Source organism: Novosphingobium sp. Fuku2-ISO-50, assembly GCF_001519055.1.
Classification (GTDB): Bacteria; Pseudomonadota; Alphaproteobacteria; order Sphingomonadales; family Sphingomonadaceae; genus Novosphingobium.
On record NZ_KQ954289.1, the window covers coordinates 123,639 to 148,776 of the forward strand.

General features: G+C 64.9%; 24 protein-coding genes and 2 tRNA genes. 6 read left to right on the top strand and 20 right to left on the bottom strand.

Features of this window, described 5'->3' with window-relative positions; genetic code table 11:
• Positions 1 to 277 precede the first annotated feature (277 nt).
• Both gyrA and AQZ50_RS09055 read left to right on the top strand, forming a co-directional pair.
• A complete protein-coding gene (gene gyrA / locus AQZ50_RS09050; protein ID WP_067745712.1) occupies positions 278 to 3,037 on the top strand; it encodes a DNA gyrase subunit A in 2,760 nt (919 codons plus the stop codon).
• The gene (locus AQZ50_RS09055) at positions 3,034 to 3,378 is read left to right on the top strand and encodes a DUF952 domain-containing protein (RefSeq protein WP_067745713.1); all 345 of its coding nucleotides are present in this window, start codon (positions 3,034 to 3,036) and stop codon (positions 3,376 to 3,378) included. Before gyrA ends, AQZ50_RS09055 begins: the two co-directional genes overlap by 4 nt.
• On the opposite strand, the gene AQZ50_RS09060 is transcribed toward AQZ50_RS09055, so the two are convergent.
• Entirely contained in the window at positions 3,375 to 3,956 is a 582-nt protein-coding gene (locus tag AQZ50_RS09060; protein WP_082703529.1) for a lysoplasmalogenase family protein, read from the bottom strand. The two genes, AQZ50_RS09055 and AQZ50_RS09060, sit on opposite strands and share 4 nt — an antisense overlap.
• A gap of 65 nt (positions 3,957 to 4,021) precedes the next feature.
• Here AQZ50_RS09060 and trmFO point away from each other — a divergent pair, with 65 nt between their 5' ends.
• Positions 4,022 to 5,338, top strand: coding sequence for a methylenetetrahydrofolate--tRNA-(uracil(54)-C(5))-methyltransferase (FADH(2)-oxidizing) TrmFO (trmFO, locus tag AQZ50_RS09065; RefSeq protein ID WP_067745910.1), 1,317 nt, complete (start codon positions 4,022 to 4,024; stop codon positions 5,336 to 5,338).
• A 4-nt stretch (positions 5,339 to 5,342) separates the two neighbouring features.
• Here trmFO and AQZ50_RS09070 read toward each other — a convergent pair whose 3' ends face one another.
• From AQZ50_RS09070 to AQZ50_RS09100, 7 genes are all read right to left on the bottom strand, one after another.
• Positions 5,343 to 5,816, bottom strand: a complete 474-nt coding sequence (locus AQZ50_RS09070) for an EF-hand domain-containing protein (protein WP_067745716.1) — start codon at positions 5,814 to 5,816, stop codon at positions 5,343 to 5,345.
• Between the two features lie 90 nt (positions 5,817 to 5,906).
• Positions 5,907 to 6,500 carry an isoprenoid biosynthesis enzyme family protein gene (locus AQZ50_RS09075; protein ID WP_231730185.1) on the bottom strand — a complete coding sequence of 198 codons (594 nt, stop codon included), beginning with the start codon at positions 6,498 to 6,500 and terminating at the stop codon, positions 5,907 to 5,909.
• A 22-nt stretch (positions 6,501 to 6,522) separates the two neighbouring features.
• Complete coding sequence (locus AQZ50_RS09080) at positions 6,523 to 7,884, bottom strand: pyruvate dehydrogenase complex E1 component subunit beta (RefSeq protein WP_067745718.1); 1,362 nt, start codon at positions 7,882 to 7,884, stop codon at positions 6,523 to 6,525.
• A gap of 1 nt (position 7,885) precedes the next feature.
• Positions 7,886 to 9,034, bottom strand: coding sequence for a pyruvate dehydrogenase (acetyl-transferring) E1 component subunit alpha (pdhA, locus tag AQZ50_RS09085; RefSeq protein ID WP_067745914.1), 1,149 nt, complete (start codon positions 9,032 to 9,034; stop codon positions 7,886 to 7,888).
• 340 nt (positions 9,035 to 9,374) lie between these two features.
• Positions 9,375 to 9,451, bottom strand: a tRNA-Arg gene (locus AQZ50_RS09090).
• Positions 9,452 to 9,526: 75 nt separating this feature from the next.
• Positions 9,527 to 9,603 (bottom strand) — tRNA-Arg (locus AQZ50_RS09095).
• 67 nt (positions 9,604 to 9,670) lie between these two features.
• The gene (locus AQZ50_RS09100; protein ID WP_067745721.1) at positions 9,671 to 10,141 is read right to left on the bottom strand and encodes a (deoxy)nucleoside triphosphate pyrophosphohydrolase; all 471 of its coding nucleotides are present in this window, start codon (positions 10,139 to 10,141) and stop codon (positions 9,671 to 9,673) included.
• Between the two features lie 98 nt (positions 10,142 to 10,239).
• On the opposite strand from AQZ50_RS09100, the gene AQZ50_RS09105 reads away from it, so the two are divergent.
• Positions 10,240 to 10,419 (top strand): Flp family type IVb pilin, encoded by a 180-nt coding sequence (locus AQZ50_RS09105; protein WP_067745916.1) that lies wholly within the window; start codon positions 10,240 to 10,242, stop codon positions 10,417 to 10,419.
• A gap of 104 nt (positions 10,420 to 10,523) precedes the next feature.
• Here AQZ50_RS09105 and AQZ50_RS09110 read toward each other — a convergent pair whose 3' ends face one another.
• Genes AQZ50_RS09110 through AQZ50_RS20405 form a run of 4 tightly spaced genes read right to left on the bottom strand, consistent with a single transcriptional unit; the run spans position 10,524 to position 14,538 of the window.
• Entirely contained in the window at positions 10,524 to 11,480 is a 957-nt protein-coding gene (locus AQZ50_RS09110) for an acetyl-CoA carboxylase carboxyltransferase subunit alpha (protein WP_067745724.1), read from the bottom strand.
• Positions 11,481 to 11,519: 39 nt separating this feature from the next.
• Positions 11,520 to 12,446 (bottom strand): tyrosine recombinase, encoded by a 927-nt coding sequence (locus AQZ50_RS09115; RefSeq protein ID WP_067745726.1) that lies wholly within the window; start codon positions 12,444 to 12,446, stop codon positions 11,520 to 11,522.
• A 5-nt stretch (positions 12,447 to 12,451) separates the two neighbouring features.
• Entirely contained in the window at positions 12,452 to 14,377 is a 1,926-nt protein-coding gene (locus AQZ50_RS09120) for a hypothetical protein (protein ID WP_067745727.1), read from the bottom strand.
• Positions 14,374 to 14,538 (bottom strand): hypothetical protein, encoded by a 165-nt coding sequence (locus tag AQZ50_RS20405; protein ID WP_156427285.1) that lies wholly within the window; start codon positions 14,536 to 14,538, stop codon positions 14,374 to 14,376. Before AQZ50_RS20405 ends, AQZ50_RS09120 begins: the two co-directional genes overlap by 4 nt.
• Positions 14,539 to 14,640: 102 nt before the next feature.
• Between AQZ50_RS20405 and AQZ50_RS09125 the strand changes: the two genes are divergently transcribed.
• Together AQZ50_RS09125 and aroB are read left to right on the top strand one after the other, a co-directional pair.
• A complete protein-coding gene (locus AQZ50_RS09125; RefSeq protein ID WP_067745730.1) occupies positions 14,641 to 15,249 on the top strand; it encodes a shikimate kinase in 609 nt (202 codons plus the stop codon).
• On the top strand, positions 15,240 to 16,361 hold the full coding sequence (gene aroB / locus AQZ50_RS09130; RefSeq protein WP_067745733.1) for a 3-dehydroquinate synthase: 1,122 nt from the start codon (positions 15,240 to 15,242) through the stop codon (positions 16,359 to 16,361). Before AQZ50_RS09125 ends, aroB begins: the two co-directional genes overlap by 10 nt.
• On the opposite strand, the gene AQZ50_RS09135 is transcribed toward aroB, so the two are convergent.
• From AQZ50_RS09135 to AQZ50_RS09170, 8 genes are all read right to left on the bottom strand, one after another.
• Positions 16,358 to 16,729 (bottom strand): tRNA-binding protein, encoded by a 372-nt coding sequence (locus tag AQZ50_RS09135; RefSeq protein ID WP_067745736.1) that lies wholly within the window; start codon positions 16,727 to 16,729, stop codon positions 16,358 to 16,360. The genes aroB and AQZ50_RS09135 overlap by 4 nt on opposite strands.
• A 41-nt stretch (positions 16,730 to 16,770) precedes the next feature.
• Positions 16,771 to 17,553, bottom strand: a complete 783-nt coding sequence (locus tag AQZ50_RS09140) for an enoyl-CoA hydratase-related protein (protein ID WP_067745738.1) — start codon at positions 17,551 to 17,553, stop codon at positions 16,771 to 16,773.
• A 72-nt stretch (positions 17,554 to 17,625) separates the two neighbouring features.
• Positions 17,626 to 18,597 carry a glucokinase gene (locus tag AQZ50_RS09145; RefSeq protein ID WP_067745741.1) on the bottom strand — a complete coding sequence of 324 codons (972 nt, stop codon included), beginning with the start codon at positions 18,595 to 18,597 and terminating at the stop codon, positions 17,626 to 17,628.
• Positions 18,598 to 18,610: 13 nt separating this feature from the next.
• Positions 18,611 to 20,431 carry a phosphogluconate dehydratase gene (edd, locus tag AQZ50_RS09150; protein WP_197412428.1) on the bottom strand — a complete coding sequence of 607 codons (1,821 nt, stop codon included), beginning with the start codon at positions 20,429 to 20,431 and terminating at the stop codon, positions 18,611 to 18,613.
• On the bottom strand, positions 20,431 to 21,066 hold the full coding sequence (locus AQZ50_RS09155) for a 6-phosphogluconolactonase (protein ID WP_067745746.1): 636 nt from the start codon (positions 21,064 to 21,066) through the stop codon (positions 20,431 to 20,433). Before AQZ50_RS09155 ends, edd begins: the two co-directional genes overlap by 1 nt.
• Positions 21,059 to 22,504, bottom strand: a complete 1,446-nt coding sequence (gene zwf / locus AQZ50_RS09160) for a glucose-6-phosphate dehydrogenase (RefSeq protein ID WP_067745749.1) — start codon at positions 22,502 to 22,504, stop codon at positions 21,059 to 21,061. Before zwf ends, AQZ50_RS09155 begins: the two co-directional genes overlap by 8 nt.
• 130 nt (positions 22,505 to 22,634) lie before the next feature.
• Entirely contained in the window at positions 22,635 to 22,967 is a 333-nt protein-coding gene (locus AQZ50_RS09165) for an HNH endonuclease (RefSeq protein WP_197412429.1), read from the bottom strand.
• 261 nt (positions 22,968 to 23,228) lie between these two features.
• The gene (locus AQZ50_RS09170) at positions 23,229 to 24,815 is read right to left on the bottom strand and encodes a hypothetical protein (RefSeq protein ID WP_067745751.1); all 1,587 of its coding nucleotides are present in this window, start codon (positions 24,813 to 24,815) and stop codon (positions 23,229 to 23,231) included.
• Positions 24,816 to 25,138: the final 323 nt, after the last annotated feature.

A 25,138-nucleotide genomic window follows, 5' to 3' on the forward strand; every position in this document is an offset into this window, starting at 1 on the left:
GCGCCCTCTCGTTTGGCCTGTCGCTCGTGTGGCGCGGAATTGGCCCCTTTGCAACGTCTTCCCGCTAGGCCCGCTGCGGTGAACCGCAATTGAACGGCGCTTCGTCGCAGGCCCTTGGTGAAACCACGAGCGAAATGTGGAAAAACCGGGCCTGTTGGAGCAACCCCGACTGGCCATCGCCGGTTCCACGGTCTAGGGCCAAAGGCTTGATCCAACCCGGCCCTGCGGCGGTTTCGCCGCAACAAGCCCGATTTGCCCAGTAGCGAAAGCGCCAGACGTGAGCGACGACACCCCACCGATCGATCCCACCGCCCCTGTGGGCCAGCCGGAATCCCCGCGCCCGGAATTCCAGCGGATCGACATCGTCGATGAAATGAAGTCGAGCTATCTCGATTACGCGATGAGCGTGATCGTGTCGCGCGCGCTGCCCGATGTGCGCGACGGGCTGAAGCCGGTGCACCGGCGCATCTTGTGGACCAGCCACGAAAACGGGTTCACCGCGGGCAAGCCCTATCGCAAGTCGGCGCGCATCGTCGGCGATTGCATGGGTAAATATCACCCGCACGGCGACTCGGCGATCTATGACGCGCTGGCGCGCATGACCCAGGACTGGTCGCTGCGCGTGCCGTTGATCGATGGTCAGGGCAATTTCGGATCGATGGACCCCGATCCGCCGGCCTCGATGCGCTATACCGAAGCGCGCCTTGCCAAAGTTTCCGAAGCGCTGCTCGCCGACATTGAAAAAGACACCGTCGATTTTCAGCCGAACTACGACGGGGCGGAAAACGAGCCGCAAGTGCTGCCGGCGCGGTTCCCCAACCTGCTGGTCAACGGCGCGGGCGGGATCGCGGTCGGCATGGCGACCAATATCCCGCCGCACAATCTCGGCGAAGTGATCGACGGCTGCCTGGCCTATATGGATAACCCGGCGATTTCGATCGACGAGCTGATCCGCATCATTCCGGCGCCCGATTTCCCCACTGCGCCATTGATTTTGGGCACGGCGGGCGCGCGCAAGGCCTATACCGAAGGCCGCGGCTCGATCATCATGCGCGCGCGCCATGCCATCGAGGAAACGCGCGGGCGCGGCGATGGCCGCCGCTCGATCGTGCTGACCTCGATCCCCTATCAGGTCGGCAAGTCGAACCTCGTCGAAAAGATTGCCGAAGCGGCCAAGGACAAGCGGATCGAAGGCATTGCCGACATCCGCGACGAATCCAACCGCGAAGGCGTGCGCGTGGTCATCGACCTCAAGCGCGACGCGACGCCCGAAGTCGTGCTCAACCAGTTGTGGCGCAACACCCCGGCACAGTCGAATTTCCCCGCCAACATGCTGGCCATTCGCGGCGGACGCCCCGAAACGCTCAGCCTCAAGGACATCATCGAATGCTTCGTCCGCTTCCGCGAGGAAGTGATCACGCGGCGCACCAAGTTCGAGCTGATGAAGGCGCGCGATCGCGCCCATATCCTGCTCGGGCTGGTCATCGCGGTCACCAATCTCGACGAAGTGGTGAAAATCATTCGCGGATCGGCCAATCCGTCGATCGCGCGCGAAGCCTTGCTCACGCGCGAATGGGCGATGGGCGACATTGCGCCCTATATCCGCCTGGTCGAGGCGATCGAGGACGACGCCCCGGCGGACGCGCTGACCTATCGCCTGTCCGAAACGCAAGTGCGCGCCATTCTCGATCTGCGCCTCCATCGCCTGACCGCGCTCGGCCGCGACGAGATCGGTGACGAACTGGAAACGCTGGCCAAGGCAATTGCCGAATTCCTGTCGATTCTGGCCGACCGGAACAAGCTTTACGGCGTCATGCGCGACGAATTGCTGGCAGTCAGAACCACCTATGCCACGCCGCGTCTGTCGGAAATCACCGCGCCTGCCGACGGGATCGACGACGAAGACCTGATCGAGCGCGACGACATGGTCGTCACCATCACGCTCGACGGGTATATCAAACGGACGCCGCTTTCGACCTTCCGTGCGCAGAACCGGGGCGGCAAGGGTCGTTCGGGCATGGCGACCAAGGACGAAGATGCCGTCGGCACGATGTTCGTCGCCAGCACGCATACCCCGGTGCTGTTCTTCTCGACCGCCGGCAAAGTCTATCGCCTGAAAGTCTGGCGTCTGCCCGAAGGCGGCGCGGCGACGCGCGGACGTCCGGTGGTCAATCTGCTGCCTGCGCTCGATCAGGGCGAAACGATCGCCGCCGTACTCGCCTTGCCCGAGGATGAGGCGGAATGGGGCAAGCTCAACGTCATGTTTGCCACCGCTTTGGGCAATGTCCGGCGCAACGCAATGGATTCGTTTGCGAATATTCCGTCGAACGGCAAATATGCGATGCGCTTCGAAGAAGGCGACAATGATCGCCTGATTGGCGTCGCGCTGCTGTCCGAAGGCGATGACGTGCTGCTCGCGAGCCGTCAGGGCAAGGCGATCCGCTTCCCCGGCGACGATGTGCGCGAATTCCAAAGCCGCACCTCGACCGGTGTGCGCGGCATGATGCTCAAGGAAGGCGACGAAGTCATTTCGCTGTCGATCCTGCATCGCGTCGGCGTGCGCGATCAGGAAGAACGCGACGAATACTTGCGCTTTGCGCCCTGGAAAGCCGAACGCGAAGGCGAACCTTCGATCGATCCGGCGCGCTTTGCAGAGCTTGCCGAACGCGAAGAGTTCATCCTGACGGTCTGCGCCAATGGCTATGGCAAGCTGTCGTCGGCCTATGAATACCGGCGCACCGGGCGCGGCGGACAGGGCATTGTCAATATCGACAATATCGAGCGCAACGGCCCGGTCCTCGCCAGCTTCCCCGCTGCACCCGCCGATCAGTTGATGCTGGTCACCGATCAGGCGAAGCTGATCCGCCTGCCGCTGTCTTCGCTGCGCGTGATCGGGCGTGGCAGCGCCGGGGTCCGTCTGTTCAGCGTCGCCGACAACGAACAGGTCGTCAGCGCCGCGCGCCTTGCGGAAACCGATGAGCCCGAGGAAACGGGTGAAGAGGCCGCGGCCGACGGCACCGAGCCGGCGGGCGAATGATGTCTGCGCCGGCAGTTGCGTTCAAGATCCTGACCGCCCCGCAATGGGCGGACTGGCAGGCCACCGGCAGCTTCATCGGCGCGCCGGTGGATCTGGCGGACGGTTATGTACACTTGTCGAGCGCCGACCAACTGACCGAAACCGCGAACAAGCACTTTGCCGGGCAGGATGACCTTGTCGTGGTGCGAGTCGATCTTGCCGCGCTGGGCGACCTGATCCGCTGGGAGCCGTCGCGCGGCGGCGCGCTGTTTCCGCATGTCTATGGCCCCTTGCCGCTCGGCGTCGCGCTGGCGCATGGCACCATGGCGCGCGATGCCAATGGCGCGGTGATCCTGCCCTAAACGCCGACCACGCCCAGCGTGATCAGGACTTGCCCGAAGTAATACGTTGGCCAGACCAGCAATGCGGGCAAGGGGCTGCCCGCCAAGACCCCCATGCGCGCAAACAGCAGCACATCCGACACCGCGAACAGCGCGGCGCCGAGCCCGACGAGGTCGCGCCGAAACCGGCTGAGCCAGGCGCATCCGAGCATCGCCCCCAGCCCCAGCCCATAGAGCGCGGTCGCCGGATTGCCGCTCGCGAGCGGGGCGAGAACGGCCAGCGCCACGGCACATGATGCCACGATCACCGGCTTGCGCAGCCCATAGAACCGGCAGGCGACGCCATGCCCGGCCAGAAACGCCAGCGCGCCTGCGACGAGACTGCCCTCGATCAGCACGTCGCCGAGCGCGCCCAGCGCCATGACCAGCGCGATCGGCCGCGTTTGCGCATCCGATCGTATCAGCGCATGGACCGCCAGCGCGGCCACCCCGCCGCCTTTCAGCACGATACGCCATGGCCCGGGCGGGATCAGCCCTGCCCCCGCCCAATATCCGATTCCGAACACCAGACTGACCAGCAGCCACGCGTGCCTGTTCATTCCCGTGGCCTCCGTTCCCGCCGCAGAGCTTGCCGATTGGCAGCACCGGTGCCAAGGGCCAATTCATGACACATCAGGTTCACATCATCGGCGGCGGCATGGCCGGCAGCGAAGCGGCATGGCAGCTTGCCCGGCGCGGCATACGCGTGCGTCTGTCGGAAATGCGCGGCGGCGGCGACATGTCTCCGGCGCATCAGGGCACGGGCCTTGCCGAACTGGTCTGTTCGAATTCATTCCGCTCCGACGATGACGTCAGCAATGCGGTCGGGCTGCTGCATCATGAAATGCGCCGATGCGACAGCTTGATCATGGCTGCCGCCGCGCGCGCGCAAGTTCCGGCGGGATCGGCGCTGGCGGTCGATCGCGGCGTCTTTTCGGCAGCGGTCGAAGAGGCGCTGGCCAGCCTGCCGACGCTCGAAGTGGTGCGCGAACGTGTCGACGCCGTGCCCGCCGAGGGCGCCGTGATCATCGCCACCGGCCCTTTGACCGCGCCTGCGCTGGCCGCTGCGATCGGCGATGCGACCGGGGCCGATGCGCTGGCCTTTTTCGACGCGATTGCGCCGATCGTCCATCATGAGAGCATCGACATGGACATCTGCTGGAAAGCCAGTCGCTGGGATAAGGGCGAGGCGGACTACATCAATTGCCCGATGGACCGGGATCAATATATCGCCTTTCGCCAGGGTCTGCTCGATGGCGAAAAGACCGAATTTCGCGAATGGGAGGCCAATACCCCCTATTTCGAAGGCTGCATGCCGATCGAAGTCATGGCCGCGCGCGGCGAAGACACCTTGCGCTTTGGCCCGATGAAGCCGGTCGGGCTCGACAATCCGCGCACCGGGCGCTGGCCCTATGCCGTGGTGCAGCTGCGCCAGGACAACAAGCTCGGCACGCTGTGGAATATCGTCGGGTTTCAGACCAAGCTCAAACATGCCGAACAAGTCCGCCTGTTCCGCACCATTCCGGGGCTGGAAAAGGCCGAATTCGCGCGGCTCGGCGGGCTGCATCGCAACACGTTCATCCAGTCGCCCAAAGTGCTCGACCGGCAATTGCGCCTGCACCGCGATCCGCGCGTGCGCTTTGCCGGGCAGATCACCGGTTGCGAAGGCTATGTCGAAAGCGCCGCGATCGGCCTGCTCGCCGGGCTGATGACGGCGGCGCAATTCGCCGGTCGCGGATGGACCGCGCCGCCGCGCACGACTGCGCTCGGCGCCTTGCTCGCCCATGTCACCGGCGATGCCGAAGTCGAAACCTATCAGCCGATGAACGTCAATTTCGGCCTGTTTCCGCAGCTCGGCGAAAGCGTGCGCAAGAAACAGCGCAAGGAAGCCTATACCAGCCGCGCCAAGGCCGACATTGCCCCGTGGATCGTCACGCTCTGAACGTTCATTTGCACTTGCAGGTCTGTTTCTTCGGCGCTGCGCGGGTCGTGGCGAATTCGTCGCGGGTGAGATAGCCGCTGCCATTCTTGTCGGCAGCCTTGAACTTGTTGATCGTCTTGACCGCCCATTCGTCGAACGTCAGCAGGTTGTTGCCGTCGACGTCGAGTTTGCGGAATTCCTTCGCGCGCGGGGCGAGCATTTCGGGCAGCGTGATCTTGCCGTCACGGTCGCGGTCGAGCCGGTCGAACCGCTTCTGTTCCTTGGTTTCTTCGGGCACATCGGGCAAATCGGGGCCAGTGGCATCGCCCGCGTCGGCTTCGGGCAAAGGTTCGTCGGCGGCTTTTGTGCCTTTTGTCGCGGGCAGCGCGAGATGCGGCACTTGCGGGGCATTGTCAGACGCGGCGCGGCCCTGCCACCAGAATACCCCTGCGGCCACCAGCAGCAACGCGCCCAGCGCCCCGATCACGATTCTGTTCATTTTATTGCCGCCTGCGCAAACCCGATCCGAGCCTAGGGCGCGCAGGAGAGTGTGGCGAGCGGGAGATCCCGCCAATTTGGCGAGATCGAGTCAGCGCCCCAGCCAACCCTTGCGCACTGCGCCGAGCATGACGCGCCAGGGCGCCGCCGTTCCGGCCCGTTCAAAATGGTCGAGCAGAACGAGGGGGCGCAAGGCGCGCGGCAAGCGGTTGGCGCCCAGTCCGCGTCCTTCGGCCCAATCGGCGGCGGCTGTGGCCAGCGCGGGCGTTTCGGCGACCTGCGCCAGTCGCGCCAGCGCGACAATCGCCTGCGCCCGCGCCCGATCCAGCGCGGTGCCGCCGTCTTCGCCAACGACTTGCGCTTCCCAGCCATCGACGAGCGCGCCAAGCGCGGCGCGTTCCGCATCCCAGGCGATCAACAGGCCCAAGAGCGGCTCGCCGCGCGGCCAGGCCGTTGCCGGTTCGGCCAGTCGATCGCGCCACCAGGCCAATCGCAACTGGATCATGATCGGCTCGCGCCCGGCACGAGCCGCATCGGCAAGCCGCCGGTCAAACGCCAAAAGCCCCGACCAGGCGGGGCGCAGCGCGCGCGGCGCATAAGCGATCGCCAACCGTTCGGGCGGCGACAGCCATTCGGCAACGGCGGTCAGGGGGGCGGTCAGCGGGGAGAGCGCCGTATCAGGCACGCCCTCCCCCCCTGTCATGCGATCAGCGATAACACACCTTGCGCACGGCATCGGCGATCTTGCCCGCGTTGATCAGCGCTGCCTTTTCGAGATTGGCGGCATAAGGCATCGGCACATCCTCGTTGCATACGCGCAAGACCGGCGCGTCGAGGTAGTCGAAGCCTTCTTCCATCGCGATGGCGATGACTTCGGACGCGATCGAACAGACCGGAAAACCTTCTTCGGCCACGACCATGCGATTGGTGCGCGACAGGCTTTCGAGGATGGTTGCCTTGTCGAGCGGGCGCAAGGTGCGAAGATCGACGATTTCTACCTCGATCCCTTCGGCGGCGAGCGTTTCGGCCGCTTCGAGCGCAAGCCCGACACCGATCGAATAGGACACGATGGTCACATCCTTGCCCGGACGCACGATTCGCGCCTTGCCGATCGGCAGGACGAAATCATCGATCTGCGGCACGTCGAAGCTGCGCCCGTAGACCAGTTCGTTTTCGAGGAACACGACCGGGTCTTCGCTGCGGATCGCCGCCTTGAGCAGGCCCTTGGCGTCGGCGGCATCATAGGGCGCGATGACGATCAGGCCGGGAATGGCGGCGTACCACGGCGCGTAGTTCTGGCTGTGCTGCGCGCCGACGCGCGAAGCGGCGCCGTTGGGGCCGCGAAACACGATCGGGCAACGCATTTGCCCGCCCGACATGTAATTGGTCTTGGCCGCGGAATTGATGATGTGATCGATCGCCTGCATGGCGAAGTTGAACGTCATGAATTCCACGATCGGGCGCAAGCCGCCCATCGCCGCGCCGGTGCCGATACCGGCAAAGCCATATTCGGTGATGGGGGTGTCGATCACGCGGCGCGGCCCGAACTCTTCGAGCAGGCCTTGCGTGACTTTGTAGGCGCCCTGGTATTCGGCGACTTCCTCGCCCATCACGAAAATGCGGTCGTCGGCGCGCATTTCCTCGGCCATCGCGTCGCGCAGCGCTTCGCGCACGGTCTGCGCGACAAGCGCGGTTCCGGCGGGGACTTCGGGCGCAGCCGGGGCGGCCACGGTCGGCGCGGGGGCGGCAACGGCGATCGGCGCCGCCGTCACCGGAGCGACCGGCGCGGGGGCTGCAGCGGGTGCCGGCGCGGCGGCGGCGTCTTCGTCATCGCCCTGCAAGGTGGCGATGACAGTGCCGACTTTAACCCCTTCGGTTCCTTCTGGAACGAGAAGGTTGCCAATCACGCCTTCGTCGACGGCTTCGAATTCCATCGTGGCCTTGTCGGTTTCGATTTCGGCAAGAATGTCGCCGGATTTGACCGAATCGCCGGGCTTGACCAGCCACTTGGCGAGCGTGCCTTCTTCCATGGTCGGGGAAAGCGCGGGCATTTTCAGTTCGATCGCCATGTCAGTAGCTCCCCACGAGCACATCGGTGTAGAGTTCGGGGGCATCCGGCTCGGGCGAATTTTCGGCAAAGTCGGCCGCTTCGGCGACGACCGCGCGAATCTTCTTGTCGATGTCCTTGATCTTGTCCTCGGTCACGCCGCGCTTGAGCAATTCCTGCTTCGCCGCTTCGATCGGGTCATGATTGTCGCGCATGTCCTGCACTTCCTCGCGGCTGCGGTACTTCGCCGGGTCGGACATCGAATGGCCGCGATAGCGATAGGTGTTGAGCTCCATCAGCACCGGCCCGTTGCCCGCGCGGACGAAATCGAGCGCAACTTCGGTCGCCTGGCGCACTTCGAGCACGTCCATGCCGTTGACATCCATGCCGGGGATGCGGAACGCGGTGCCGCGGCGATAGAAATGCGTTTCGGCCGAACCGCGCCGTACTGCGGTGCCCATGGCATAGCCGTTGTTTTCAACCACGAACACGATCGGCAGCTTCCACAGCGCGGCCATGTTGAAGGTTTCGTAGACCTGCCCCTGGTTGGCCGCGCCGTCGCCGAAATAGGCGATGCAGACGCCGCCGTCGTTGCGGTATTTGTGCCCGAAGGCCAGCCCCGCGCCGAGCGGCACTTGCGCGCCGACGATGCCATGGCCGCCATAGAATTTGTGATCGGTCGAAAACATGTGCATCGAACCGCCCTTGCCGCGCGAAATGCCTGCGCCGCGTCCGGTCAGTTCGGCCATGATCACGCGCGGATCAATGCCATAGGCGAGCATGTGGCCATGGTCGCGATAGCCGGTGATCACGCTGTCGTGGCCGCCCTTGAGCGCGGACTGCACACCGACGGCGACCGCTTCCTGCCCGATGTAGAGGTGGCAGAAGCCGCCGATCAGGCCGAGGCCGTAAAGCTGCCCGGCGCGCTCTTCGAAACGGCGGATGAGTACCATCTGCTCGTAGAAGTGCAGCAGCTCGGCGTCGGTCGCTTCGTAGCGTTTGTTGTTGGCATGCGCCTGTTGCAGGCTGCGCAGCGCAAACACCGCATCTTCTTCGCCTGCGATGGTTTCGGTTTCGATGATGGCCGGGCTGACCGGCGTCGTGGCAGGAGCGCCTGTCTTTGCAGGAGCTTTCACAGCTCGGGGGGCACGCGGCCGGACGGGTTTGGCCAAGGTGAGGGAGTCCTTCTTTTCTGGCAGCCTCTGATCGGTTCGCACGAAGGGTTGACCCGCATCGAACCGCGTCACCGTTGTATAAGGGCAAGCCGGAGCCGTGCGCAATGTCGAACAGGCGACTTGGGGCCTTTTGCGGATAGCTATTCCCGCAAATAACCAAACTAACCATTTTCAATCACCTGATTGGCGATAAGGTCAGGCAAATCGCATTATCGTGACGCAAAGCCGCACTGCACCATGGCAAGCGCGTCGCTTTGCGCGCTTGTCAAAGGGGCTCGGCCCAAGGGCGTGCCCTGGGAGCGGGGTGATGTTGGCGGGATGGAAATGGTGTGATGCATGGTGCGCCCGGAACGATTCGAACGTCCGACCCTCAGATTCGTAGTCTGATGCTCTATCCAGCTGAGCTACGGGCGCATGGCCATGTCATCATTCTGCCGCAACGGCAGATCCCCCGCTGGTAACCATCTCGTCCGCTGGTGTGCGGGGAAATGGTGCGCCCGGAACGATTCGAACGTCCGACCCTCAGATTCGTAGTCTGATGCTCTATCCAGCTGAGCTACGGGCGCCGGGGAGACGCGCACTTAGGGGTGTGTGCCGGGCTTGGCAAGAGGTTTTCTTGAAATTTCGACGAGGTTAATCGCCCGCCCTGATGAAGTCTGCGGCAAGCTGCGCCAGAGGGATGTCGAGCGGCGGCATGGCCAGCGCAAACAGCCTGCCGGGTGCGCACCAGGCGATCGTCGCGTCTTCCTGGCTGATCGGTTCTCCCGCCCATTCGCGGCAGCCATAGAGCAGCAGGACGACGCAGCGGCGGTCGGGGCCGCCTTCATGCGCAGCAAAGCCCAGTGGGACAAAAGCGGTCGGCGCGACCTCTATCGCCAGTTCCTCGCGCAATTCCCGCACCAGCGCGGCAACAGGCCCCTCACCCGGTTCAAGCTTGCCCCCCGGAAACTCCCAAAGCCCGCCATGTTCCCGGTCAGCCGGGCGCTGTTGCATCAAGACGCGACCGCAGGAATCAATGAGCGCGGCCGCGACGACGAGTAGAGCGGGCAGAAGAGTGGCGGGCGCGTGCGACACTGCGCCCGGTTGTATCAGTTCTTCCGACATCGTCCATTTGGCCCATGATTGCGCACCTAACGATTTGTTAGGCGCTGCACCGTAGACTGGTGGCGGGCTGTCATCATCAGGAATTATGCGTGCAAGGCTTGATCAAAAGATTGCTGCGCGATGATTCCGGCGCGACCGCGATCGAATACGGTCTGCTGGTCGGGCTGATAGCCGTTGTCATGATCACCGCCTACCAGAACTTTGCCAATCAGTTGGTCAACACGTATCTTATTGTCAACGGCTATACCTCGAACGCGATGGCCAAGAACTCGCCCTGATTGGTTTGATGGGCGTGGTTTGCGGACGACAGGCGCAACACCTCTCGCGCCAGTTTCGGCATTGACGGTTCTATCTTAACCGGTTCGGCAAAATCGCGCCGGTATCAGGCACCAATCCGCAAAAACCGCTCTTCGCGCATCGCGCGCAACGCTTCGGGGGCCTGGCCCGCCAGCGCGTCGAGCTCTTCACCGATGGCGTTGCCGAGCGTAATGGCCATCGCGCCGGGATTGCGATGCGCGCCGCCGACCGGTTCGGCGACGATCCGGTCGATCACACCCAATTGCAACAGATCCTGGGCCGTGACTTTCATCGCTTCGGCGGCGTCCGCTGCCTTGGCTGCGGTGCGCCACAGGATCGAGGCGCAGCCTTCGGGCGAAATCACCGCATAGACCGCATGTTCGAGCATCAGCACGCGTTCGGCGCTGGCCAGCGCAACCGCGCCGCCCGAGCCGCCCTCGCCCACGATCGTCGCGACCATGGGTACGCCCAGTGCAAGACAGGCTTCGGTGGAGCGGGCAATCGCTTCGGCCTGGCCGCGCTCTTCTGCCTCGATTCCGGGAAACGCGCCCGACGTATCGACGAGCGTCACCACCGGCAGGCCGAACCGGCTCGCCATTTCCATCAGCCGGACCGCCTTGCGATAGCCTTCGGGCTTGCCCATGCCGAAATTGTGGCGAATGCGGCTTTGCGTATCGTTGCCCTTTTCATGGCCGATCAGCATGACGCGACGGTCGCCCAGTCGGGCAAAGCCGCCGACGATCGCCTGATCTTCGCCAAAGCAGCGATCCCCGCCCAGCGGCACGAAATCGGCAAAGGCGCGCGCGACATAGTCGCGGAAATGCGGACGCGACGGGTGGCGGGCGACCTGAGTCTTTTGCCAGGGGGACAGCGAGCGATAGGTATTGGCCAGCAGCTCGGCCGATTTGGCTTCGAGCTTGCGCAGTTCGGCGGCGATGTCGAGATCGCCGGCAAAGTCGGGCGCTTCGGCCGCGTCGCGCAATTCGGCGATGCGGGCATCGAGTGCGGCAATCGGCTTTTCGAATTCGAGATAGGAAATCATGAACCCTGCGCTAGGCAAGCGAGCGCTTCCGGTCAATGGTCAAGCCGCGTGGTGCGCAAGCGGATGGCGCTGATTGACGAGAGTCACGAGCCGCGCACCGTCGACATGGGTATAGATCTGCGTCGTCGATATATCGGCATGCCCGAGCAAGGTCTGCAACACGCGCAAGTCCGCCCCGCCTTCGAGCAGATGGGTCGCAAAGGCATGTCGCAGGACGTGCGGACTGACTTTTTCCGGGTCCAGCCCCGCGCGCAAGGCCAGCTCGCGCACAAGCTGAAACAGCCGCACGCGTGTCAGATGTCCGCCGCGCGGGCTGGGAAAAACATGCCGCCCCCCCGCCGGACGGACGCACAGCCATTGCCGCAGAGCCGCCCCGGCGCGTTCGCCGACCGGGACCATGCGCTGTTGCCCGCCTTTGCCGGTGATCGTCAGAAAGGGCGCATCGCGCGGCACGGCAATCATCGGCAGCGAGACCAGTTCGCTTGCGCGCAGGCCCGAGCCATAGAGCAGCTCGATCAGCGCCAGCATGCGCAGCGCCGCCGGTTCGCCCGTCGCGGCATCGGCTTCGGCCAGCGCGAACAACGCCGCGATCTCGCCATGCGACAACAGGCGCGGCAGCGGGCGGCGCGGTCGCAATCGCGGCAAGGCATCGCCGGGATCGTCCTCGCGGCGGCCATCGTCGACCAGAAAGGCGTAGAACTGACGCAATGCCGATGCTTTGCGGGCCAGACTCGCCGGGGCAAGGCCGGACCACGCCTCGCCGAGTCGCGCCAGCGCGGCGCGATCGGCCATGACGAGATCGCCGACGATCGCCGCCGCGCCGTTGAGATCGCGCGCATAAGCGCTGAGCGTGTTGGCTGCGGCGCCGCGTTCGGCGGCCAGCATGGAGAGAAATTGCGTGATCGCGGCCTGATTGCCCGCGCGGTGCGCGTTGTCCGGCGTGACCGTGCCGCGGTCTGCCTCCATCCCGATCAGGTCCGCGCCACGGCCTCGGCAGCGATCATCCGCGCCTCTGCTTCCATCCCGACCTGCCGCAGCGCGCCGACGATATGATAGAGATGCATCGGCGTCATCCGGTTCCAGCCCGCGCCTTGCATCCCGTAGGCCGCAAGCATGGCCACCAGCGCGGGGTTATGCGATCCGGCGGCCGCATCGATCGCTTCGCTCCAGCGGCTCTTGCGCTCGATGGCAAGGCCAAGCTTTGCGGCAAAGTCGCGCGACGTCTGCGAATCGAGCCGTCCAAGCCCCATCAACCCGCCGAGCAAGAGGCCCGAGCGCAAGGCGCCATCGCTGTTGTCCGCCGATTTGAACGCCGCCAGCGCATCGCTGCCGACCGGCGCGAGCTTCGCGGGCGCAGCCACCGCCAGGATGCCCCATGCCTGGCTGCCCACAGCGACAAACGGCGCCCAGCGGACCGCATTGTGATCCAGACCCGCGCTCAGCATCGAGCTGATCAAACCGGCCGCATCGCTGTCATAGGCGGCGGCCGGTTCGATCCGCGCGGCGGCATAAGCGGTCAGCACCTGGCGGGAAACCTGCCGCGCCGGATCGCTCGAATCGCCCCACAACGCCTTGATCGCGGCGAGCCGTTCGCCCGGATCGCCCGCAACATAGGCGGTGCGCAATTGCGTCGCGAGCGGGCCCCATGTCGTGTCCGGTTCCTGCAAGGCGGTGATTTGCGCATAGAGATCGATCATCGCCGCGCTCGACAGGATGCCTGCCGCAGCCGTAACGTCCGCCGCCGCCGCGCGCGAGCCCAAAGGCAGCATCGGCGCGCGCGTCGCGACCATCGCATAGCTGGTCCAGTCCTTGCGCCGCAGCGTCTCGGGCGGTTCCAGCCCGTTGGCAAAGGCCAGCCCGGTGCGCCACGGGGTCAGTTCGTCGGCATCGGCCCATTCGATCTGGATCGCGCGATGCGTGGTATTGGCGGACCCTGCGAATTTCTGTGCGAGCAGGATGTCGATCTTTGCCGCCGCGCCGCGTCTCATGGCGCGGTCGAGCTGGGCGAGTGCGGGCGATCCTTCGGTGCCGTTGAACGCCAGGCAGATCGAACGCGACAGATCCCAATCCCAGCCGGGCCGCGCCGCAGCGGTCAGCGCTTCGATCGGGCACAGCCCGGCGGGATCGGCACTCGCCAGATACGTCGCCATCGCCGCGTCTTCGAGCCCGCGGGTATAGAACCCGCTGTCGACTTCCTGCACCAGCGCACGCGCGGCATCGGCCTCGCCCATGCGCAGCAGCAGCGCGGCGCGCAGCGCGGCCCAGTCGGCACCGTTCATCCCGACCGGGGTGTCGAGCCGGCTCGCCAGAACGCGGCGCAAAAGGATGTGCCCCCAGCGCGAAACGAGCGGCCCCTGAAGTTTGCCCAGCAGGGCGCCGACATAGTCTCCGCTGAGGTAATGCGTCGAAACGGCGGGCAGTCCGCCGTCCGTTTCGGCGAGGAAACCGACGCGGTCGAGGCTGCGTTGGGCCTCTGGCGGAATGTCGAAGCGCGGCGCAGCGCTTTGCACCAACTGGTCGATCACTGCCGGATCGAGCGAATCGATGGGATCGGCGGCCGGTGCGGGCGCCGCACCGGCGGTAACGGCGGTATCTTCCGGCAAAATGGCACTACTGGCGAGCGGCAGGGGTGCCGGGCGAACCGGCGTCGCCGCAGCCGTCGAGTGCGGCGCGGGCGCGGCCGCGCGCGGTGAGGTGGCGGCGGGGTGCGGCGTTGCGGGGGTGTGCGGGGGTGTCTGCGCAGGATGACTTGCGGGCGTGGCGCGCGGGCGCGGCGCGGGGTGTTCGTCAAACCCCGGCGGCAACAGCGATTCCTGTGCGGCAAGCATTCCGGTCAGGCCGCAGCAGAGCACGAGGCCAAGCGCAGTCAGGGCGGCGGGGCGACGGCGCATGCTCATGCGCCACCTGCGTGAAGGCTGCTCTGGTTCACCGGAATTTCCACCATCTGCGCCGGCTGCACGCCGCCCCTGATCCATGCCGCCGCCGCGATCGCCACCACCACGACGATCACCACGCCGGCGGCCAAACTGAATCCGAGCTTTCCGACCCCGATTTTCACTTGTCGCCTTCTCGTTGCATTGCCTGGCCCGCCCGCATCTGGAAAAAGTCCCGATGGGGGCCGCTTGCGCTTGGCCCTAGCCCAAGTATAGGCGACCCGGCAATGGAGCACGACATCCTCTCGCACAGCGATATTCAGCGGATCGCCCAAAAGCTCGACCGTTCGGTCGTGCTGGTCGGCATGATGGGTGTTGGCAAGACCACCGTGGGCCGAAAACTGGCCAGCCTGCTGGGTCTGCCGTTTGTCGATGCGGACGAGGAAATCGAACGCGCCGCGCAAATGACGATCCCCGAGATATTTGCCCAATATGGCGAGGCGCATTTCCGCGATGGCGAGCGGCGGGTGATTGCGCGGCTGGTGGGAGACGCCGATTCCGGGCGCAAGATTGATTCCGGGCGCAAGATTGATTCCGGGCGCAAGATTCTGGCCACCGGCGGCGGCGCCTTTGTCGATCCGGAAACGCGCCGGTTGCTTCTCGACCGTGCGGCGACGGTCTGGATCGACAGCGATGTCGATACGCTGGTCGAACGAGTCGGGCGCAAGGACCATCGGCCTCTGTTGCGGCAGGGCAACCCGCGCGAAATCCTCACGCGCCTGCGCGAAGACCGCGCGCCCTTTTACAGCCAGGCCCCGATCCACGTCGTCAGCGGGCATCAGCCGCACGTCGCGACGGCGCACACCATCCTGAAAGCAATCGACGCATGGCTTTGACCGCATCCGCCCGCATCTCCGTCGCCATTGCCGGAGCGCCTTATGACGTGGTGATCGAGCCGGGCCTGATCGACCGTATCGGCGCTGAAGTGCGTCCGTTCGTGCGCAAGGACAGCGTGCCCATCGTCACCGACACCCATGTCGCCGCGCAGTGGCAGGCGCGCGTCGATGCGGCGCTGGCGACGGCGGGGCTGAACGGGCGCTGGCTGATCCTGCCGCCGGGCGAATCGACCAAATCGTGGGCACATCTGGCGCAAGTGGTCGATTTCCTGATTGCCGAGGAAGTCGAACGGCGCGACCGGGTGATCGCGCTGGGCGGCGGGGTGATCGGCGATCTGGTCGGGTTTGCCGCCTCGATGGTCAAGCGCGGCTGCGGCTTTATCCAGATCCCGACGACTTTGCTGGCACAAGTCGATTCGAGTGTCGGCGGCAAAACCGCGATCAACACGGCGGCGGGCAAGAATCTCGTCGGCGCGTTTCATCAGCCCGCCCTCGTGCTCGCCGATCCCGACACGCTCGACACGCTGCCCCCGCGCCATGTCCGCGCCGGTTATGCCGAAGTGGTCAAATATGGCCTGATCGACGATGCCGAATTCTTTGCCTGGTGCGAGGCCAACGGTGCGAAGCTGATCGCCGGGGATGCCGAAGCGCGGGTGACGGCCATCGCGCGCAGCGTGGCGGCCAAGGCGCGGATCGTCGCAGCGGACGAAAAGGAGCTGACCGGGGTCCGTGCGCTGCTCAACCTCGGGCATACGTTCGGCCATGCGCTGGAGGCCGAGACGGGATTCTCGGACCGCCTGATCCATGGCGAAGGCGTAGGGCTCGGCATGGTGCTGGCGGCGCGGTTTTCGGTGAGCCAGGGGCTGATGCACGGGCAGGATGCGGAACGCATCGCCGCACATCTTGCTGCCGTGGGCTTGCCCGCGTCGCTGCGATCACTGGGGCTCGGCTGCGACGGACGCCGGCTGGCCGATCATATGCTGCACGACAAGAAAATGGACGCAGGCACCCTGCCCTTCCTGCTCATGCGCGGGATCGGGCAGACGTTCCTGGCCAAAAACGTCGATCTGGCCGACATCGCCACGTTCCTTGATGTCGAATTGCGGCGCTAAAACAGCCGGGATCCGTTGGGCACCGGGCGATCCGGGGCAAACAGCACCACGTTGCCGCCCGTATCGGCAAAGCCCACGGTCAGCACTTCGGACATGAACTTGCCGATCTGGCGCGGGGGAAAGTTGACCACGGCGGCCACTTGCCTGCCGATCAGATCGTCGGGTCTGTAGAGCGCGGCGATCTGCGCGCTCGATTTCTTTTCGCCGATGCCGGGGCCGAAATCGATGCGCAGTTTCAGGCTCGGCTTGCGCGCCTCGGGATAAGGCTCGGCGACGACAATCGTGCCGATGCGAATATCGACTTTCAGGAAATCGCCAAAGGCGATGGGCTCACAGGGCGGCGCGGCGGGATCGTGATCGAGATGCATGGCGCCTGTCGATCACGATCCGGCGACGCGAGCAAGCCCGCTTAGCGTCCGGTGAACTGCGTTTTGCGCTTTTCGAGAAACGCCAGAATGCCCTCGGCGGCATCGGCGCTGTCACCCGCTTTCCACTGACCTTCGGCTTCGATCAAGAGCGCGGCGGCAAGGTCGCAGTCGATCGCGCGAGCAAGATTCTGGCGCATCGTGCCGAGCGCCACGGTCGGCCCGTTTGCAAGCCGGGTGGCCAGCGCCAGCGCCTCGTCTGCCAGTGCTGCGTCATCGACCGCCTTGTAGATCAGGCCCCAGTCCTGGGCCTGTTCGGCGCCGATGCGTTCGCCCAGCATCATCATCTGTGTCGCGCGCGCCTTGCCGATCAGGCGCGGCAGGATCCAGCTCGATCCGCCATCGGGAACCAGCCCGATATTGACGAAAGCCTGAAGGAAATAGGCGCTTTTCGCGGCCAGCGTGAAATCGCCCGCCAGCGCGAGCGAACAGCCGACGCCTGCCGCCGGCCCATTGACGGCAATGACCACCGGCATGGCCAGACGCGACAATTTCAGGATCATCGGATTATACGATTCGGTCAGCGCCTTGTAGCTGCCCGCGCCCCCGGCGATGCTGCGCGTGCCCGATGCGGCAAGGTCCGCACCCGAACAGAACGCGCGCCCCTCGCCCGTCAAAAGCACTGCGCGGGCATCGCCGAGCATCGACAGAGCGTCGGAAATTTCCACCGCCATGGACGGCGGGCAGGCGTTGAGCCGCTCCGGCCGGTTCAACACGATTTTCGCAACCGGCCCCAGATGTTCCAGGCGGATGGTTTCGAAGCTCACGTCCTGCTCTCCCGTTTTAATCACGCAATTAAGTCGGGCTATCGCCACCCCGTCATTTTGGCAAGCGTTCAATCAGGCGTCGAGATGCGCCTGCCCAAACGCGGCAGCGGCACCGAACAGGCCGGGTTGCGGATGCGTGATCAGCTTGACCGGCATCGCCGCCATCAGCCCTTCGAAGCGTCCCTTGGCGCGAAAGCGGTCGGCAAAGCCCGAGGTGACCAGCGTATCGCGGATCCGGTAACCGAGCCCGCCGGCGAGAACCAGCGCCTTGGCCCCGTGCGCCAGCGCGAGATCGCCCGCGACGCTGCCCAGCGAAAGGCAGAAGCGGTCGACCGCCGCAGCGGCGAGCGGGTCGCTGCCGTCCATCCCGGCGGCCCACAACGCCTTGTCATCGCGCTGCGTGATCGGATGGTTTTCGATTCCCGCCAGCGTTTCATAGATGTCGACGATGCCCGGCCCGGCGACTACACGCTCGACCGAAACGCGGCGATGGCGGTGGCGCAGGCGCGCGAGAATCTGGTCTTCGATGCGGTCGAGCGGGCCATAATCGATATGCCCGCCTTCGGTCGGCTGCACATGATAGCCATGCGCATGGCGCAGCAGCAGCGCGACGCCGAGCCCGGTGCCGGGGCCGACCACGCTGATTGCGCCTGCGCTCGGCAGAGGCTCGTCCGGGCCGCAGACGTGGATGAAATGGGCGTCATCGGCTTGCGCCACCGAATGGGCGACGGCGGCAAAGTCGTTGACCACGACATAGCGTTCCGCGCCCAGCTTTTCCGGGATCAGCGCCGGGCGGATGATCCAGGGATTGTTGGTAAAGCGGATGATGTCGCCACCGACCGGCCCGGCCACGGCGATCGCCGCAGCATTGGGCAACTTGCCGCCGCTCAGCCGCTGAAATTCGTGCCAGGCGAGCTGAAAACTGGCGTGATCGGCCGTCTTGAGCGTGACCGCCTCGCCCAATGCGACGACTTTGCCTCCTGCCACTTCGGCAATGGCAAAGCGCGCATGGGTGCCCCCGATGTCGACTGCGACCAGACGCATCCCCGTGTCTCCTTCAGAGTCCGGCTGCGGCCAGCATGGCCGATCCGCCGCGTTCGGCCGGATCGGCATGCGCGCGCATCAGCGCAAACAATTCGCGCCCGACGCCCATCGCCTCGATCGGCGCCGGGGCGGGCTCGCGCGCAGCCCATGCATCGGCATCGACCAGCGCGGTCAGCTCGCCGCTTTCCGCGCAGACCCGCACCAGATCGCCATCGCGCAGCAGCGCGAGCGCGCCGCCCCGTTTCGCTTCGGGCGAAACGTGGATGGCTGCCGGGACTTTGCCCGAAGCGCCCGACATGCGCCCGTCGGTGACCAGCGCGACGCGAAACCCGCGATCCTGCAGCACGCCGAGCGACGGTGTCAGTTTGTGCAATTCGGGCATGCCATTGGCGGCCGGGCCCTGAAACCGCACGACGACGACGACATCGCGTTCAAGCTCGCCCGCCTTGAACGCGCGGATGACGTCATCCTGATCGGAAAAGACCCGCGCCGGAGCCTCGATCGTCCAGCGCGCGCGGTCCACCGCGCTGACCTTGATCGTGCCGCGCCCGAGATTGCCCTTGAGCAGGCGCAAGCCGCCTTCGGGCTGAAACGGGGCCGAAGCGGGGCGCAACAGCGCGGCATCGGCGCTGGCTTCGGGCGCCGGGGTCCAGCGCAGGACATCGCCATCGAGCACCGGCTGCTGCGCACCCTGCCCAAGCGATGCACCATAGACCGTGCGAATATCGTCATGTGCCAGCCCCGCGCCGACCAGTTCGCGGATGACATAAGGCATCCCGCCTGCCGCCGCGAACGCGTTCACATCGCCCGCGCCATTGGGGTAGACGTTCGCAATCAACGGAACCGCGCGCGACAGTTCGTCCATGTCGTCCCAGTCGATCTGTACCCCGGCGGCGCGGGCGATCGCGGGCAGATGGATGACGTGGTTGGTCGATCCGCCGGTTGCGAGCAGGCCGATGATCGCGTTGACGATCGCCTTTTCATCGACACAGGCGCCGAGCGGGCGATAATCGTCGCCGCCCCAGCCGATCTGCGTGATGCGATGCGTTGCCGCGCGGGTCAGTTCCTGGCGCAGCTTCGTCCCCGGTGCGATAAAGCTCGATCCGGGCATGTGCAGCCCCATCATTTCCATCATCATCTGATTGGAATTGGCAGTGCCGTAAAAGGTGCAAGTGCCCGCCGCGTGATAGCTTTCGCTTTCGCTTTCGAGCAGTTCGTCGCGCCCGACCTTGCCTTCGGCATAAAGCTGGCGAATGCGCACCTTTTCCTTGTTGGGCAGGCCCGACGGCATCGGCCCCGCCGGCACGAGGATCGTCGGCAAATGGCCAAAGCGCAAGGCGCCGATCAGCAGCCCCGGCACGATCTTGTCGCAAATGCCGAGCAGCAGCGCGCCTTCGAACATCGCGTGGCTCAGCCCGATGGCCGCGCTCATCGCGATCGTGTCGCGGCTGAACAGCGACAGTTCCATCGAGGGCTGCCCCTGGGTCACCCCGTCGCACATCGCCGGAACCCCGCCCGCGACTTGCGCCGTCGCGCCGACTTCGCGGGCGAACAGTTTGATCTGGTCGGGGTAGCGGCCATACGGCTGATGCGCCGAAAGCATGTCGTTATAGGCCGTGACGATGCCGATGTTCATCGCCTTGCCCGCGCGGATTGCCGGTTTGTCATCGCCCGCAGCGGCAAATCCATGCGCCAGATTACCGCACGACAATTGCGGACGATTGAGCCCCTGTTCGCGCGCGCGGTGGATCAGGTCGAGATAGGCGGCGCGGGTTTGCGCCGAACGCGCAACGATGCGGTCGGTAACGCGCGCGACAACGGGATGAAGAGCCATCATTCGCTCCAATAGATCGTGACAGGCGGGCCGTCGCCGCGCAGGAAATCGGATACCGGATAGGCGTCGTCCCCGGCCAGCGCGCGCTCGATCAGCGCGCGCTTTGCTGCGCCGGTCACGACGAGGATGATTTCCCTGCTCGCTTTCAACGCCTTCTTGTTGAGCGTCAGCCGGTCGAACGGGGCCTCGGGCGGCAAAGGGATCGGCGTCGTGGCAATCACTGTCGGGCCGGGCACTGTCGGGCCGGGGCGCAGCACGGTCTGCATGTGGGGAAAGATCGAGGCGACATGGCCATCCTCGCCCATGCCCAGCCAGACGAGATCAAATGGCGCGACCGGGGCGCCCTCTTCCAGCCGTTCGAATTTCGCGCCCGAACCCCCGAGCGCCGCATGGATCTTGCCGAAATTCGATGCCGGATGATCGTCGGGCACGCGGCGATCGTCGGTCAGCGCGATCGTCACGCCCGACCAGTCGAGAGCGCGGTCCGCCAGAAGGGCAAGCACCTTGAGCGGGGTCGATCCCCCGGTAAAGGCGATCCGCTTTGCGCCGCCTCCGCGTACTTCGGCCTCGATCCGCGCGGCCACTGCCGCCGCATCGCCAGGCTCGGCCCAGATGACAGGGGGGCGCCTAGTCATTCCAGCTTCTGCCGTCGCGTTCGGTCAGCGCGATCGCCGCATTGGGGCCCCAGCCGCCTGCAGTATACGGTTTCACTTCGTCATCGCCGGTGGCCCAGGATTGGCGGATAGCGTCGATCCATTTCCATTGCGCCTCGACTTCATCGCGGCGCACGAACAGCGTCTGCTCGCCCTCGATCAGGTCGAGCAACAGGCGTTCATAGGCAATGCGGCGGCGCGCCTTGGCAAAGGCCGTGGTCAGCGACAGGTCGAGATTGACCTCGCGCAGCACCACCCCGGCCCGATCGAGCCCCGGCTCCTTGGCCATGACCTGCAGGCGCACGTATTCTTCGGGTTGCAGCCGGATGACCAGCCGATTGGCGCGCGGACGCCCGCCGCGCGTGGCAAAGATATTGTGCGGCACATCCTTGAAATGGACGACGATCTCGCTGCGCCGCTCGGCCAGGCGCTTGCCGTGGCGCAGATAGAACGGCACCCCCTGCCAGCGCCAGTTGTCGATATGGGCCTTGATCGCGACGAAGGTTTCGGTGTCCGAGGGCTGGCCCAGATCGTCGCAATAGCCCGCGACCGCTTGCCCCTGAACGGCGCCCGCCCGATACTGCCCCCGCACCATCTCTTCGGGCTTGACCGGGCGCAAGGCGCGCAACAGCTTGACCTTTTCATCGCGGATCGAGGTCGCGTCGTAATCGCACGGCGGCTCCATCGCGGTCAGCGCGAGCAATTGCAGCATGTGGTTCTGCACCATGTCGCGCAAGGCGCCGGTGTCGTCATAGAACCCCTTGCGCCCTTCGAGCCCGACCGTCTCGCTGACCGTGATCTGCACATGGTCGATATGTGCGGCGTTCCACAGCGGCTCGAACAGGACATTGCCAAAGCGCAGCGCCATCAGGTTCTGCACCGTTTCCTTGCCGAGATAATGGTCGATGCGGAAAATCTGCGCTTCGCTGAAACCGGCGGCGACCGCGTCATTGATCCGCGCACTGCTCGCCAGATCGTTGCCCAGCGGCTTTTCAAGCCCGATGCGCACCTGATCATGGGCAAGCCCGGCGCGGCGCAGCCCCTCGATGGTCGGCTCGAACAAGGCGGGCGCGGTGGACAGGAAAATGGCAAGCCCCCCCGACGTATCGCCCAACTTTGCCGCCAGGGCGCCGAACCCGTCGATCTGCGAGGCATCGAGCGCCTGATACTGCAGCCGGTCGAGAAATCCGCTGACCCGGGCCGCGTCCTTGCGGTCATCGGGCAGAAATTCGTCGAGCGCGGCCTGGGCAAAAGCGCGAAAGCCCGCGTCATCAAGGTCGGACCGTGCCGTGCCGACGATGCGCAAGCCCGGCGCAATCAGATCGTCTTCGTGCAACGCAAACAGCGAGGGCAGCAACATGCGGCGAGACAGGTCGCCCGTTGCGCCAAACAGCAGCAGGGCGGAACAGCTTGTCGCCATCTTGGCATATCTCCCGGAGTTGTCCCCGGACGGATCCAGCCGGGGCCGTGCCTGCCCTAGAGGCGAAACGTCTTGCGTAAAACATGCATAAGTATGCGGTTCATAGCTATGCGCATTTATGCGTCAGACGCTACCGTTTGCGTCGGGGCGCAGTTGGCGCGTCAAAATCGGGCGCCTTTTCCGCGACCCAGCCAAGAAAGCGCACGATCTCGGGATGCTCGATCAGCTTGTCGCGATCGCCCCCGCTCCGCGCGAGTTCGGCATTGGTAAAGACCGTCTCGATCGTGCGGCGGCAGATCGGATGCACCGCCACGGTGGCCCGCCCTCCCCGACTTTTCGGCACGGGATGATAGCGATCGACCTGCTCGCCGAGCGGGCGAAGGCACAACCAACAGGTCGGCGCGGGGGCTGCGGGGGCCGCGTCTTCTTCAAGATCAAGGTATTGTCTGCGTTTTTTTGACATGCTTGCGTTCATTTCCGTGGTGCCGGCCTTGATTGGCGATTTCGCTGACAGGGCGAAGCCGAACGCGCCTTCGGGAGGGCGCATGACTACTGTACCACACGACAAGACGGCAAGCCCGGTCTCGCCCGTCACGACGCGGCAATCGGCCGAAGGACCGCTGCGACCCCTTTCGCCGTGCACGGACCTTTGCACGGGCATGTCCGCTCCAGCGGCGGATCGCTCGTGTCCTCCGCTTTTCCGGATGCCGTGACGGGAGAGGATTTACTTCGGATCGATGCTGCTGTCGCGCCCGGTGACGCCATCCGGCCATGGCCCGTCCCAGCAGTGCCGCGGCTCTACCGGTCGCACCAGGGTAAAGCGCTTTGGCCGGATCATCTTCGGCAGGCTGGATACCGGCGCGACGTAAGTGGGGGCCCCTCCGGGCACCACGCCCATGTAACTGCACTGTACGCGAGGCGAAGCGGGCCACATCAGCGCCCTGCCGATTTCGCCGAGGGGCGTTATCAGCCCCACAGCCAATACGACAAGGATCAGCCACCTTGCCTTGCGCTGGGCTGCGCGATCGTCCTGTGGTCCATCTTCCGCCAAAATCGCCGCCATCATCACGGACAGTATCGCCAGTGCAGGAATGCTCGCGCGCATGATGAAATCCGAGGAATCGCCCACCCGTCCCAGTGGAATGATCGCAAGCATGGCCACGACCAGCATCGTCGCCGTGCCCCCGAATCGCAACTGCCGCCGCGTCAGCCGCAGGGCATAGAAATAGCCTCCGACTTCGAGGGTCAGAAAGATGCCGTAAACCCACCAGTTGAGCGAAGCTCCCCCGGCACCCACCGCGCCGCTGTTGGCTGTCAGGTACAGCAGCCCGGGCAGGCTGATTGCTCCCGCAAGGGCGGGCCACAGTATCATGCCGGGAGTCAGGTCGCGTCGAATCGCTGTCGACAGGAAGGCATGGGCAGCAAGAGGCACGCATCCCATCAACGCAAGCGGGGAAAGCAGCGCGAGCAGCGGCATTACCGCAAACAGCGCAATCGCCGGGGCCCGCTTTCTCAGCCACAAAAGATACAGCATGGCAAAGAGCCACCCTGTCATGGCATGTTGAGGAACCCAGAATGCTTGGGTGACATGGGAGGAATATTGCAGGTTCGACCACTGTTCGAGATGCAGCGAAAGCGGATGGCGAATCAGAATTTGCCCAAATACGTCCATGCCGCTGAAGCCGACGAACACGCCCAGGGCAATCGCCCGCTGTCGCCGTTCGGCAAACAGCCCCGACCCCAGCGCCAGGATCAGCGCCAGCATCACGGTGTTCTGCGCCAGCAAGGCGACTTCGGCAGCATAGCTGCCCGCCCATTTGCCAATCAACGCCGGAAGCAAATACATCCCGAGAGGCGCGCGCAAGATTTTTGCGCCCAAAGGCTGATCATAAGCAAAAGGCCAGGAAAATCGCGCCAGATCTCCCAGCACTGCATTTCGAACCTGCCAATCGGTGTTGGCATAGAAAAATCGACCCTCACCTCCCAGCAGGAGCAGGCAAAAGGCGACCGCCAAACATGCACCAAGCGTCTCTGCCGACACGCGTCCCGGCCATTGTGCGCGCCAAACGGCCCAGCCAATCGCTCCGCAACCGGTCAGCGCGACGAACGACCACCACAGCGGCATCGCCAAAAAAGCCCACAAGGCGGCCTGCATGGCGACCAAAATGCCAAAAAGCATGAAAAAGATTGCCCGCGGGCTCAGGCCATGAATGGGACGCGGGCGATCAATGTCGAAAGTCTCGGGAATCATAAAATGCAAGCGACCACATTTCGGAATGGGCCGCAAGACATGCATCGGCAGGCGCTTCATAATCGTTACCGGGAATGAAATAGTCACTCCGGTTTGCCAACCTCGCATCGCCCCGATTTGCAGCCCCATCCGGGACTTGGGCAGAATCTGCCCCAACGCGTGCGGTTACACCGCTTTTCCGATGATTTTGTGCCGAATTCAGCAAATTTCAAGCCTTTTGGTTGTCTGTCGTGGGCAGCCATCATGAGCCCTGGTTTGATGAGGTGCAGGCCCGCGCTGCGGACTATGCCATGCGAAGGATTTTCCCGGCGCGATGATCTGGCGCGGCATGGTTACGGGGGCAACCGGACCAAGAGCGGTCGAAGTTTGTTCGTTTAGCAAAT